Raw genomic sequence first — 12,797 nt, forward strand, 5'->3', positions numbered from 1 at the left:
GATGGCGCCTGCGAGCCCCCATGGATGGGTTCACGGCGTGTCCCGCCAGCCCACCCCGGCCGGCCAACCCAAGGAATCAGCCGGGCGAACCAACCACGAGGGGCTCAGCCGTTGGCCGAATCCAGTAAAATCGACCGCATGAACGCCCCCACCTTCCCCTACGACACCGCGCGCCTGAGCGAACTGGCCCAGCTGCTGATCGACAACGTCCGCGAACTGGCCCACGCCGGCTGGACCCCGGCCACCAGCAGCAACTTCTCCCACCGCCTGGACGACCGCCACGCCGCGATCACCGTCTCGGGCAAGGACAAGGGCCGCCTGATCGAGGACGACATCATGGTGGTGGACTTCGACGGCCTGGCCGTCGGCCGCCCGCTGCGCCCGTCCGCCGAGACCCTGCTGCACACCCAGCTGTACCGCCGCTTTCCTGAGATCGGCTGCGTGCTGCACACCCATTCGCCGGTGCAGACCATCGCCTCGCGCCTGTATGCGCCGCAGGGCCACATCCGCATCGAAGGCTACGAGCTGCTGAAGGCCTTCGCCGGCAACAGCACCCACGAAATGGCCATCGACGTGCCGGTGTTCGCCAACACCCAGGACATGAACGTGCTCTCGGCTCAGGTCGATGCCCTGCTCGATACCCAGCCGCTGTGGGGCTACCTGATCGACGGCCACGGCCTGTACGCCTGGGGCCGCGACATGGCCGAAGCGCGCCGCCACATGGAAGCTTTCGAATTCCTGTTCCACTGCGAACTGGAACTGCGCAAGCTGCGCGGCTGAGCCTGCGCCGGGGTGCAGATTCCAAACCGGAATCTGCCGCCCTTCACCACCCTGTTACCCTGTCTTCCCCCCGAGACGTTCAAGCTGCCGCCATGAGCCGACTGCGCATCTACGACGACACCCGCCCTGAATCGCCGCTGCTGGATACCCAGGACGGCGCGATCATCGCCGCCGAACTGAAGAAGATCGACGTCACTTTCGAACGCTGGCAGGCCACCGCGCCGGTCGCGCCGGGCGCCAGCCAGGACGAAGTGTTCGCCGCCTACCGTGCGGACATCGACCGCCTCGTTGCCGAACACGGCTTCAAGAGCGTGGACGTGGCCTCGATCGCCCCGGACAACCCGAACCGTGCCGAGCTGCGGAAGAAGTTCCTCGACGAACACTTCCACAAGGAAGACGAGGTGCGCTTCTTCGTCGCAGGCTCCGGGCTGTTCACCCTGCACGTGGACGACAAGGTCTATGAGATCGAGTGCATGAAGGACGACCTGATTGCCGTGCCCGATGGCACCACCCACTGGTTCGACATGGGCGATGAGCCGAGCTTCGTGGCCATTCGCTTCTTCACAGAGCCGGATGGCTGGGTCGGTCACTTCACCGGCACCGACATCGCGCAGAAATTCCCCCGTTACGTTCCCACCCAGGCGTCCTGATCCATGCAGCCCCGCGTCATCCTGACCGACATCGAAGGCACCACCAGCAGCATCTCGTTCGTCAAGAACGTGCTGTTCCCCTATGCCCGGCAGGCGCTGCCGGCGTTCGTCGCCGAACACAGCCAGCAGCCCGACGTCCGCCGCTGGCTGGATGCGGTGGCCACCGAGATCGGCGGCGCCTGCCAGGACAGCCTGGTGGCCGAGACGCTGCAGGGCTGGATCGACCAGGACCGCAAGCACACCGCGCTGAAGGCCCTGCAGGGCCTGATCTGGGATGCCGGCTACCGCCGTGGCGACTACACCGCGCACTTCTACCCGGAAGTGGCACCGGTGCTGAAGGGCTGGCATGCCTCGGGCCTGCCGCTGTACGTGTATTCCTCCGGTTCAGTGCCGGCGCAGAAGCTGTTCTTCGGCTTCAGCGATGCCGGTGACCTCAGTCCGCTGGTGTCGGGCTGGTTCGATACCGAGATCGGCGGCAAGCGCGAGGCGGACAGCTACCGCCGCATCGTGCAGGCGATCGGCGTGCCGGCCGGCGAGATCCTGTTCCTGTCGGACGTGGTGGAAGAACTGGACGCCGCCCGCGAGGCCGGCCTGCAGACCCGCCTGATCGACCGCCTGGACGACTACCCGATGCCGCGCATCGGCCAAGCCGCCAACGGCCACGACCGCGTCGAGAATTTCCAGCAGATCCAGCTGTAAGCGCGGTCCGCTGCGCTCGCCGGGCATGGCCCGGCGCTTCCGGGCACGCGCTCCGGTGGTTGCCAACCTTGGTTGGCAGTTCTGGGTGTGCCAACCGAGGTTGGCACCTACCAGAGCGGCATCGCCCTCAACGGTCGTTGAGGGTCTTTATCTTCAGCGCTTCGCGCAGCGTCGCCAGGTCCACCGGGCCGCGCACGGCGATGTCGCGGGTCTCGCCGGGCAGCAGGTCCAGCAGGTTGTCTTCCACCTGCACGTCCAGCGCCCCGAAGTCGATCCATGCCGAACGCACGTAGGCAGAACTCTGCAGCCGCAGCCGGTAGTGGTCGCCGTCGATAGCCAGCACCGCCTTCAAGGCCTGGCGCGGCAGCATCTGGTCCTTGGCGTCGACGAAGCCGACAACCTGGCGTGCACTCACCTTGCCATCCTGCAGCAGCTCGAACACCGCCACGGTTCGCTTCGGGTCCGCGCCCGCCAGCAGTTCGGCGTCGGCGAAGTCGCCGACCGCGGTCACACCGCCAGCGGCCAGGGTCACCGGCACCTCGCGACGGCGCAGCACCTTGCCCTCCACATCCATCACCCGCAGCCGCCAGCGGGCATCCGCGGCTTCACCGTCGTTGATCAGGCGCACCTGCGTGCGGCCCTCATCGCGCAGCGCCGCCAAGGTCACCGGCGCGAAGAAGCGCCGGGCGGCGAAGTGCAGCGCCTTCCAGCGTCCGTAGTAATCCACGCTGGACCACGACGCGCCCGGCCACACATCGTTGAGCTGCCAGTACAGCGAGCCCATCGTGTACGGCTGCGAGGCGCGATGGTGCAGCGCCGCCAGCGCGATGCCATCGGCCTGCATCACCTGGCTGAGGTAGACGAAATCCTCAAAGTCCTTCGGCGTGCCGTAGCCCAGTGCGATGTAATGCAGCAGGCGACTGTTGCCCTCGCCCGCCATGAACTTCTGGTGCGCGCGGATCACCGGGCTGTCGATGCCCTGCTCGTCGCGGCTGGCGATCTGGTCGACCGTCGCCAACGCCGGCCAGGCCTGCAGGCCGTACTCGGACATGAAGCGCGGGGTCTCGCGCAGGTAAGCCTGCACCGGCAGCGCCGGATTGCCCCAGACCTGCCAGTAGTGCTTGTCGCCGCGGGTTGAGTCGTTGGCCTTCTCGTCCAGGTCGTTGCTGGGCGAACTGGACCAGTACGGCACGCCCAGCCCCTCCTCGCCCACCACCTGGCGCAGGTCCTTGCCGAACAGATCGACATAGCCCTGCCAGACCCGGGCGGCGAACGCTGGATCGGCGGCCTTCAGGTCGTGGCCGTGGCCCCAATCCTTCCAGGCGGTCTCTTCTTCGTTGTTGCCACACCACAACACGATGCTGGGGTGGTGGCGCAGCCGACGGACGTTGTCGCGCGCCTCGGCCACCACGCTGGCGCGGAACGCAGGGTCGTAGCCGGGCTGCATGCCGCCACCGAACATGAAGTCCTGCCAGACCAGCAGGCCCAGCTCGTCGGCGATATCGAAGAATGCATCGTCCTCGTAGTAGCCGCCGCCCCAATTGCGCAGCATGTTCATGTTGGCATCGCGCGCGGCGGTCAGCACCTGGCGTAGGCGCGCGGGACCGACACGCGCGGGGAAGGCATCGAACGGAATCACGTTCGCACCCTTCGCAAAGACTTCCACGCCGTTGATGACGAAGACGAAGCCCTGCCCGCCCTTGCCATCCTCCTCGCGCCGCAGCTCGACGGTGCGCAGGCCGATGCGCTGCTCGCGCGCCAGCTCGGGGATACGGCCGCCATCCAGGCGCGCCTGCACGGTGTAGCGGTCCTGCGCGCCGTGGCCGACCGGCCACCAGCGCCGCGGATCAGTCAGTTCAACGGGAATTTCGACCGTGTTCGCGCCCGGCTTCAGCAGCACGCTGCGCTGCAGCTGGGCCACGCTGCGGCCGTCCGGGTCGCGCACGTCCACAGCCACTACAGCCGAACCGGCCGCGCTGCCCTGCTCAACCTGCAGCAGCACGGCAAGCTTCGCCTGACCGGCATCCAGCGCATCCGTGCGTACCGCCAGGTCGGTTACTCGGTGCGCATCCCAGGCCTGCAGGTCGACACCACGCCAGACGCCAGCGGTGACATAGCGCGGGCCCCAGTCCCAGCCGAAGTGGTAGGCCGGCTTGCGTGCGAAGTTGCCGACCATCGCGTCCTTCGGCTCGTCACCATAGGGCGAGGGATAATTGCCGGCGATCTTGTGCGGCATCGCCTGCACGCCGGGCAGCAGCGTGCGGATCGGCGAGTGAAACACAACCAGCAGCTCGTTGTCCTTGGCACGCAGCTGCCCGTCGACACGCGCGTGCCAGGTGCGGTGCGCGTTGTCCGCACGCAGCAGCGGCCTGCCGTTGAGAGAGACCTCGGCATAGGTGTCCAGCCCATCGAAGCGCAGTTCGGCATTGGGCTTGGCCAGGGTGGCCGCGTCCACATCGAAGCGCGCGCGGTATTCCCAGTCGGCCAAGCCGATCCACTGCAGATCGGCTTCGGCCGAGCCCACGTAGGGGTCGCGGATCAGGTCGTGGGCCAGCAGGTCGGTGTGCACGCTGCCGGGCACCGTGGCCGCGCGCCATTGCTGCAGTCCGGGGTGAGCGGCGCCCTGGGCATCACCAGGCAATAGGCGGAATTCCCAGTGCGCCTGCAGTGGTGCGGCGGCGGCAGGGAACGCAACCGCAGCGATCAGCAGCAGGAGAAGACGGACAACGAGGGAAAGACGATGCACGTGATGCTCCTGGTGGTATCCGGTAGCGCCGGGCCATGCCCGGCGAACCTTCCTCAACGAACGACGTTCAACACTTCGTAGCACGCGCCCATGGTGTGGTAATCCACCTTGCCAGCCGGGCTCTTCTCGTCGCTGTACTTGCGGTTGTCGGCATCGAGGATGCGGAACCAAGCGCCGTACTGGTGGTCGACGAAGTGCTCCCACGAATACGCCCAGATGCGCTCGTACCACTGCCAGTAGCGGTCATCTCCGGTGCGCTTGGCCATCAGCGCGGCGGTGGCCAGCGTTTCGGCCTGCACCCAGAAATACTTGTCGTCATCGCAGACGAAGCTGTCGCCACCGATCGGCGCGCCGTCCATGCCCGGCTGACGGCGCGATTCCGGCGCGAACCCGTAATACAGGCCACCGCGTGCCTCGTCCCAGCTGCGCTCCACTGCCACATCGAACAGATGCTGCGCGGTCGGCACCAGCCAGTCGGCCTGCACGTGGCGGTCCAGGATCAGCAGCAGCTTGGCCCACTCGGTCTGGTGGCCGGGCTGGAAGCCCCACGGGCGGAACAGGTGCTTGGGATTGTCCAGGTTGTAATCCCAGTCGATCTCCCAGTTCACGTCGTAGTGTTCCCAGACCAGGCCACCGGCCTTGGCGGCCTGGCGGCGGGTCATGTTGTCGGCCAGCTGCAGCGCGCGCTCCACATAGCGCTGCTCGCCACTGGCCTCGAACGCGGCCAGCATCGCCTCGCACATGTGCATGTTGGCGTTCTGGCCGCGGTAGCCGGTGAAGTTCCACTGGCCATCGGCTTCGTCCTTGTACAGGCCGTGCTGCGGCTCCCAGAAGCGCGCTTCCAGCAGCTGCCAGGTCTCGTCCATCCACGCGCGGGCCTGCTCGACGCCCGCCTTCAGCGCGCAGCTGTAGGCCAGCAGCACGAAGGCCACGCCGTAGCAGTGGTTCATGTCGTCCTCGACCTTGCCATCGCGCAGGGTCCAGGCGTAGCCGCCGGTGGCCGGGTTGCGGTGCACCTCGCGCAGGTAGCGCACGCCGTGCTCGACCGCCTCGCGGTATTCGGCATTGCCGAATTCGCGGTAGGCCATCGCGTAGTTGAAGACGAAGCGCGTGCTGCTCACCAGGTGGCGGTGGCCGGCATCGTAGATGCTGCCGTCATCACGGAAATAGTGGAAGAAGCCGCCGTTGGGATCGATGCAGCGCGGGTGGTAGAACGCCATAGTGTCGGCGATATGCGCGCGCAGGAAGGCGGGCGAACGGAAATCAGGCGAAGTGATCATGCGGAAAGGTCCTGTGCCTGCAGCAACTGCTGCACTTCAGCGAGCGAGGGCATCGCGGCGAACGCGCCCTTGCGGGTAACAGCCAGCGCGCCGACCGCAGCACCGAAGCGCAGCGTGGCGGCGATGGCCTGCGGGTCCTGGCAGAACGCGGCGAAACCCGCACCTGCGCCACCGCGCTCCAGCAGGCCAACCAGCACGCCACCGACGAAGGCGTCGCCGGCTGCGGTGGTGTCGACCGTGGCGACGTTGAAGCTGGTGACCTGGCCCTGCTGCTCACGGGTGTACCAGTGCAGCGTGGCGGCACCATCGGTGACGATGATCCAACGCGCCTGCGCGGCCAGCAGCCGCTGCAGGACCACCTGGTCGCCCTCGGCGCCGTGCGGCGCGGCCAGGTAATCCAGTTCCTCACGCGACAGCTTGACCAGGTCGGCGCGCTCCAGCGCCTGCCACAGCCACGGCGTCGGATCGACCTCGGCCGGCCACAGCGCCGGGCGCAGGTTGAGGTCCAGACTGACCACCGCACCGGCGGCGCGGGCGCGGTCCATGCCGGCGAAGGTCGCCTCGGCGATGGCCGGTTCGGTCAGGCTGTTGGAGCAGACGTGGAAGCACTTCGCGTTGTCCAGGCAGGCCGCCTGGAAATCGCTGTCACGGAACAGCAGGTCGGCGGCCGGCGGGCGGTAGAAGCTGAAGCTGCGTTCGCCCGCAGCATCCAGCGCGACGAAGGCCAGCGCGGTCTTGGCCGCATCGGTACGCACGATGTAGTCGGTGCCGACGCCGTGCTCGACCAGGCTCTCGGCCAGGAAGTCACCGAACATGTCGCGGCCGAGCATGCCGACGAACTGGGTCTTCGCACCCAGCCGCGCGGCGGCCACCGCAACATTCGCCGGCGCACCGCCGGCATACTGCAGGAACGCACGCGGGGTGTCCGCCGAGGCCGGCGGCTGCGCTAGTAGATCGATCAAAATTTCGCCGAAGCAGACAATGGCACCCATTTCCGACTCAGCCTCCCTGCGTTGCGGAGGCCGGCGTACGTGCACCGACCAGACCGTAGAAGATGATGTAGCCGTAGCACAGCAGCGGCAGGATGAAGCTGGCCTGCACGCCGATGTGGTCCGCCAGCACGCCCTGCAGGTACGGCACCACGGCGCCGCCGACGATGGCCATGATCAGCAGGCTGGAACCCTTGTTGGTCAGCGGGCCCAGGCGCTCGATGCTGAGCGCGAAGATGGTCGGGAACATGATCGAGTTGAACAGGCCGATCGCCACCACCGAGTACAGCGCGATGTTGCCGGAGGTCATCATCGTGGTGGCCAGCAGGACCACGTTGACCAGCGCGAAGATCGCCAGCAGGCGGCTGGGCGAGAAGCGCGCCAGCAGGGCCGAACCAGCGAAGCGGCCGATCATCGCCATCGTCCAGTAAGCCGACACGTAGTGCGTCGCCTGCTGTTCGCTGAAGCCGCCGATGCTCGGCATAGACAGGTAGTTGACCAGGAAGCTGCCGATCGACACTTCCGCGCCGACGTAAAAGAAGATGCCAAGCACGCCCAGCAGCAGGTGGCGCTTGCGCAGTGCATCGAAGTAGCTGTGGTGATGGCCCTGGTCGGCCTGCTCGGTGGCGTCGCTCAGCGCCGGCAGGCGGAACAGGAACACGAACAGCGCCAGCAGCACCAGCGCCACCGCCAGGCCCACGTAGGGGCCCTGCACGGCCTGCGCCTCGGCGGCGCGGTACGCCAGCTGCTCGGCGGCCGGCAGCGCGTTCAGTTCATCGGCGCTCTTGACCGTGTTGGACAGGATCAGCATGCCGCCGAAAATCGGCGCGATGGCCGTACCCAGCGAGTTCAGCGCCTGCGCCAGGGTCAGGCGGCTGGAGCTGGTCTGTTCCGGGCCCAGCAGCGCCACGTAGGGATTGGCGGCGACCTGCAGCACGGTGATGCCGGTGGCCAGCACGAAGAGCGCGCCGAGGAACGCGCCATACACGCGCAGCTCGGCCGCAGGCCAGAAGCCCAGCGCGCCAATGCCGGCAATCACCAGGCCGGCCACGATGCCCTTCTTGTAACCCAGCGCGGCGACCAGGCGGCCGGCCGGCAGCGACATCAGGAAGTAAGTGCCGAAGAAGGTGAACTGCACCAGCATCGCCTTGGCGTAGTTCAGTTCGAAGACCGCCTTCAGGTGCGGGATCAGGATGTCATTGAGGCAGGTCAGGAAGCCCCACATGAAGAAGATGGTGGTGACCACGGCCAGTGCCTTGCCGTTGGTGACGGCCGGTGCGTTGCCGGAGGAACCCGATGGGCGGGGCGTTGCGGAGATCGGCATGCGGTTCGCGCCTCGATGCGCGGGAGGTCGTTGTTGCGTGGAAGGAGTGTGCGTTGAAAAGGATCAGTTCGGGCGGGCGGCGCTGCTTTCGCGAATGCGCAGCTGCACCGGGGCGACCGTGCGCTGCCGCGGCGCGTCCGGGTCATCCAGGCGCTGCAGCAGCAGTGCGGCCGCCTGTCGGCCACGCTCGCGCGGGTCGGCGGTCAGGGTGGTCAGCGGCGGCACCGCCACCGACGCTTCGGAAATATCATCGAACCCGGTGACCGCGAAATCGCCACCAGGGCGGATGCCACGCGAGTTCAGGCCCAGCATCAGCCCCAGCGCGACGGTGTCGTTGTAGCAGACGGCCGCGCTCGGCCGGTGCCCATCGACGAACAGTTCGTCGGTGCGCGCCGCGGCTTCGAGGCGGTTTGGCGCCGATTCGATCATCCAGCCCGGCGGCAGCGACAGCCCCGCCTCGGCCAGCGCCTGCTGGAAACCGGTACGCCGCTGATGGCAGGAACTGGAATCGGCATGGCCGCCGAAGAAGGCGATCTGGCGATGGCCGCGTTCGATCAGGTGGCGGGTGGCGAGGTAGGCACCGTGCTGGTTGTCCAGGGTCAGGAAGTCCCAGTCGGCGCCGTCAAGCTCGCGGTTGAACAGCAGTACGTTGGCATTGGCGCCCAGTGCCTGGCGTACCCGGGTGGCGTCGCTACCCTCGGCCGGCGAAAGGATCAGGCCGGCCGGGGTGTGCTCCATCAGCGTGGACAGCACCGCCTGCTGGCGCTCGGGCGATTCGCCGGTGCTGCCCAGCAGGGTCACGTAGCCGCGTCCGCCCAGGGCCTCGTCCACGCCGGACGCGAATTCGGCGAAGAACGGGTTGGACAGATCGTTGATGACCAGCGCGATGCTCGACGAGGTACGACGGCGCAGGTTGGCCGCCGCACGGTTGTAGACATAACGCTGGCGGCGCAGCTCTGCCTCGACCTTGGCCCGGGTATCAACGTTGACCAGCGGGCTGCCGCGCAGCACCAGCGACACGGTCGCGCGCGAAACGCCGATGGCACGGGCGATGTCGGTCACCGTCACCGCCTTGCCGGAACGCTTGCTGGAACTGCCGCTGGTGTCGTTCATCGTCTTCCCGGACTCCGCTGGAGCCTCAAGCCTAATGGATCGTGGCCACATCGTGCCGTGCCGTTCGCTGGGTTGCCTCGAACGGCACCGCACACATCATCGCAGCTGGCTGCCTGTTGCAGCGCACCAGGAGACCGGCAGATCGGCCACGGCGGTGCCCCAGCCTTGGGTCGGCGCCTTGCCATCCAGCGCAAAACGCAGGCGCGGGCCCTGCTGCAGGCGGCTCCAGTCCAGCCACACCGGCGCATGCGCCTGGCCATCGACCTGCACGCCCTGCACGTACTGCAGGCGGCGGCCATCGGCGCCCGGCGCGTCGATGCGCAGGGTGCGGCCACTGCCCATGTCCACTTCCACCTTGGCAAAGCGCGGCGTGTGCAGCAGGAACTCGCCGCTGCCCGGCACCGCCGGGTACATCCCGATGGCGCTGAACAGGTACCAGGCCGACATCGTGCCCAGGTCGTCATTGCCGGTCACGCCGTTGGGCGCGTTGGTGAACAGCTGCTGCGCGGCACGCAGCACGTTGGCGGTCTTCCACGGCTGGCCGATCAGGGTGTACAGCCAGGGCGAATGCAGGTCCGGCTCGTTGTTCGGGTTGTAGCGGAACTGGTTGTAGTAGCTGTACGGCCCGACCACCCACTCGCGGCGGGCGGCATTGAGCGGATCGGCCACCAGCGCATCCATCGCAAAGAAGGCATCGAGGCGGCGGCCGGCCTGTTCAAGGCCATCCATCGCTTCCACCAGGCCCGGCACGTCCTGCTGCGCCAACCACTGGTACTGCCACGCGGTGCCTTCATGGAATCCATGATGCGAGCGCGGGCTGTAATGGCCGTCGGCCGGGGTGTACCACTGGCCGTCCTCGGTGCGCGGGCGCGGGAAGCCGGTGAAGCCGGTCTCGGCGTCACGCACCTGCGGGTCCCACACCTTCCGCCAGTTGCGGCCGCGCTCGCGCAGCGTCGCTGCATCCTGGGCGTGGCCCAGGCCATCGGCCATCTGCGAGAGCGCGCAGTCGGCCACCGCATATTCCAGCGTGGCCGAACCACCGTGATGCGGGTCGACGTCCATGCCCTTGGAGGGGAACGCGCGGTCGTAGACCACGTAGCCCTTGTCCAGGTAGGTCGGGTTGCCCGAGCGGCCGGCCATGCGCGAGTTCAGGGGCGGCGTACCGAACGCATTGCGGCGCAGCGCATCCCAGGCCTGCGATTCACGGCCCTTGAGCGCACCGAAGCGCCACAGGTCGACCATGAAGGGCGTGACCGGATCGCCGGTCATGATGTTGGTTTCGAAGTTGGCATAGCCCCAGCGAGGCAGCCAGCCGCCCTGCTCGTCAATGGCCAGCAGGGTGCGGCCGATGTCGCGGGCCACGTCCGGGCGTGTCAGCGCCAGCCACTGGTTCTGCGCGCGGTAGGTATCCCACAGCGAGAAGTACTCGTAATAGGTCCAGCCATCGGCGCGGTGGATGCCATCGTCGTAACCGCGGTAGCGGCCGTCGGCATCGCTGCCGGTGAGGGGCTGCAGCAGCGCGTGGTACATCGCGCTGTAGAAGACGGTGCGGTCATCGCCGCTGCCACCCTGCACGCGCACCCGCGCCAGCTGCTCGCGCCAGGCCTGCTGGGACAGCGAACGCATTCTGTCGAAACCGATCAGCGCTCCACCCTGCATGCCCTCGGCGCGCAGGTTGGTGCGCGCACCTTCAGCGTCCACGTGCGAGATCGCGCTGACCGCAGTGACCGACTGGCCCTTGGCCAGATCGAAGGTCAGCCAGGCGCCGTTCGGCTTCTGCTCGCCTTCCATGCTGTGCCGCGCATTGGGCAGGCCACCGGTCTCGCCCCAGGTGCCATGCGCCTTGAACGGGCGGTCGAACTCGACGCGGAACCAGGTGGTGTACTGGTGGCCGCCGCAGAAGCTCTTGGTGACCAGCTTGCCTTCGACCACGCGGTCGCCGACCACGTCGACCACGCTGCCGATAACCGAATGGCGCTCGTTGGCCTGGCCGACGTTGATCATCACGTGGCCATCGCCACTGCGCTGGCTGAAGGTATAGCGCTCGGCCGCGGCACGCGTGCGCGCGGTGGCTTCGGCGTCGATGCCGCCGTAGCTGGTCAGGCGCACCTTGTAATAGCCGGCCTGGCCGACCTCGCCGTCATGCGTGTAGGTTGAGGCGTAGGCCTTGTGGTCAAACTGCTTGGCGTTGGCGGTATCGAAATCGCCGCCCGGGCCGATGCTGCCGGTGACCGGCAGGATCGAGACCTGGCCGCCCTGCTCCCAGCAACCGGCGCCGGACAGGAACGAATGGCCGAAGCCGCGGATCTTCTCGTCGTCGTAGCGCCAGCCCGAGTAGTGGCTGCCGATCGGGCTGACCTGGATGAGGCCGAACGGTGCGGAGGCGCCAGGGAAGGTGTTGCCGTCATCCTTGCTGCCGATGAAGGTGTTGACCTCGCGCTCCAGCGCGGCCGGCGCGGCCTGCAGCCAGGGCGTGACGGCCAGTGCCAGCAGGCAGGCGACGCGGGCCAGCGGGCGGTGGGACAGGGCCGGCGAGCGGCGGGCAGACAGACGGCGGGACAACCTGGTCACGGACAGGACTCCTTGGCGGCAGGGCGGCAGCGAAGCGCCAGCCGCGGTGGCCGAACGCTTCGTTTCCATCGGTACAAATCCGCACCCCGGCGGATTTAGATCGATTGAAGTAAAGCAGGGAGCGCCCATCCATGCATTCTGCGCCGCAGCAAAGAGGGGGTTTTCTCTTTGCAGGGCTTGCAGCCCTGCACCTGCTGCGAGCCAACGCAACGTCAGCGTCAAAAGCTTTCCTGGGGATGGCGGGGTGGGTCCGGTTGAGGGGGACGGCGTAAATACGTCCCTGTAGCCTCGGTCGCGCCATCCATGGCGCTCACGCCCCCTCAACCGGACCCACCCCGCCTTCGACAGTTCTCCGCGATCTGCCAGGGCTCGGGGTCGGATCCCGTTGCTACGCAACGGGTTCTGACCCCAGATGAATTTCGATATCTGATAGTTCTCGACGACGAATGATGTCGATGTTCCAACCGTCACCAGGAAACTGTCGCGGGTGGGACGGTGTGGGCTGGCAGGCCCGCAGGCGCCATGGGCCGAGGCCTGCCTCGGGCGGGTTGGGCCGGACGCCCTACCCCGGTCTTGCCGCGCGCGCAGGACAGCGCGCGCGCGCGGGGCGCCTACGAGCCCCCCGGGCCGGGGTTGCGGCGCGTG

General features: G+C 67.6%; 9 protein-coding genes. 3 read left to right on the forward strand and 6 right to left on the reverse strand.

The window, feature by feature from the left end; all coding sequences use genetic code 11:
• Positions 1-138: 138 nt before the first annotated feature.
• From DCO49_RS16875 to mtnC, 3 genes are all read left to right on the forward strand, one after another.
• Positions 139-780, forward strand: coding sequence for a methylthioribulose 1-phosphate dehydratase (locus tag DCO49_RS16875; protein ID WP_108770673.1), 642 nt, complete (start codon positions 139-141; stop codon positions 778-780).
• A 92-nt stretch (positions 781-872) separates the two neighbouring features.
• Complete coding sequence (locus DCO49_RS16880; RefSeq protein WP_116864989.1) at positions 873-1,430, forward strand: acireductone dioxygenase; 558 nt, start codon at positions 873-875, stop codon at positions 1,428-1,430.
• A gap of 3 nt (positions 1,431-1,433) precedes the next feature.
• Complete coding sequence (mtnC, locus tag DCO49_RS16885) at positions 1,434-2,129, forward strand: acireductone synthase (protein WP_116864990.1); 696 nt, start codon at positions 1,434-1,436, stop codon at positions 2,127-2,129.
• A 127-nt stretch (positions 2,130-2,256) separates the two neighbouring features.
• Here mtnC and DCO49_RS16890 read toward each other — a convergent pair whose 3' ends face one another.
• From DCO49_RS16890 to DCO49_RS16915, 6 genes are all read right to left on the reverse strand, one after another.
• Entirely contained in the window at positions 2,257-4,875 is a 2,619-nt protein-coding gene (locus tag DCO49_RS16890; protein ID WP_116864991.1) for a glycoside hydrolase family 2 protein, read from the reverse strand.
• 53 nt (positions 4,876-4,928) lie between these two features.
• A complete protein-coding gene (locus DCO49_RS16895) occupies positions 4,929-6,155 on the reverse strand; it encodes an AGE family epimerase/isomerase (protein WP_116864992.1) in 1,227 nt (408 codons plus the stop codon).
• Entirely contained in the window at positions 6,152-7,147 is a 996-nt protein-coding gene (locus tag DCO49_RS16900; RefSeq protein WP_116864993.1) for a carbohydrate kinase, read from the reverse strand. The genes DCO49_RS16895 and DCO49_RS16900 overlap by 4 nt, the downstream gene beginning before the upstream one ends.
• A 7-nt stretch (positions 7,148-7,154) precedes the next feature.
• Positions 7,155-8,468 (reverse strand): L-fucose:H+ symporter permease, encoded by a 1,314-nt coding sequence (gene fucP / locus DCO49_RS16905; protein ID WP_116864994.1) that lies wholly within the window; start codon positions 8,466-8,468, stop codon positions 7,155-7,157.
• 63 nt (positions 8,469-8,531) lie between these two features.
• Positions 8,532-9,581, reverse strand: a complete 1,050-nt coding sequence (locus DCO49_RS16910) for a LacI family DNA-binding transcriptional regulator (RefSeq protein WP_116864995.1) — start codon at positions 9,579-9,581, stop codon at positions 8,532-8,534.
• A 96-nt stretch (positions 9,582-9,677) separates the two neighbouring features.
• The gene (locus tag DCO49_RS16915; protein WP_116864996.1) at positions 9,678-12,131 is read right to left on the reverse strand and encodes a GH92 family glycosyl hydrolase; all 2,454 of its coding nucleotides are present in this window, start codon (positions 12,129-12,131) and stop codon (positions 9,678-9,680) included.
• Positions 12,132-12,797: the final 666 nt, after the last annotated feature.

This window comes from Stenotrophomonas sp. SPM (assembly GCF_003105135.1).
Taxonomy (GTDB): Bacteria; Pseudomonadota; Gammaproteobacteria; order Xanthomonadales; family Xanthomonadaceae; genus Stenotrophomonas.

Excerpts from the sequence above, each read along its gene's own strand:
- DCO49_RS16875 (WP_108770673.1), top strand. The coding sequence starts at position 139 with ATGAACGCCCCCACCTTCCCCTACGACACCGCGCGCCTGAGCGAACTG.
- DCO49_RS16880 (WP_116864989.1), top strand. The coding sequence starts at position 873 with ATGAGCCGACTGCGCATCTACGACGACACCCGCCCTGAATCGCCGCTG.
- mtnC (WP_116864990.1), top strand. The coding sequence starts at position 1,434 with ATGCAGCCCCGCGTCATCCTGACCGACATCGAAGGCACCACCAGCAGC.
- DCO49_RS16895 (WP_116864992.1), bottom strand. The coding sequence starts at position 6,155 with ATGATCACTTCGCCTGATTTCCGTTCGCCCGCCTTCCTGCGCGCGCAT.
- DCO49_RS16900 (WP_116864993.1), bottom strand. The coding sequence starts at position 7,147 with ATGGGTGCCATTGTCTGCTTCGGCGAAATTTTGATCGATCTACTAGCG.
- fucP (WP_116864994.1), bottom strand. The coding sequence starts at position 8,468 with ATGCCGATCTCCGCAACGCCCCGCCCATCGGGTTCCTCCGGCAACGCA.
- DCO49_RS16910 (WP_116864995.1), bottom strand. The coding sequence starts at position 9,581 with ATGAACGACACCAGCGGCAGTTCCAGCAAGCGTTCCGGCAAGGCGGTG.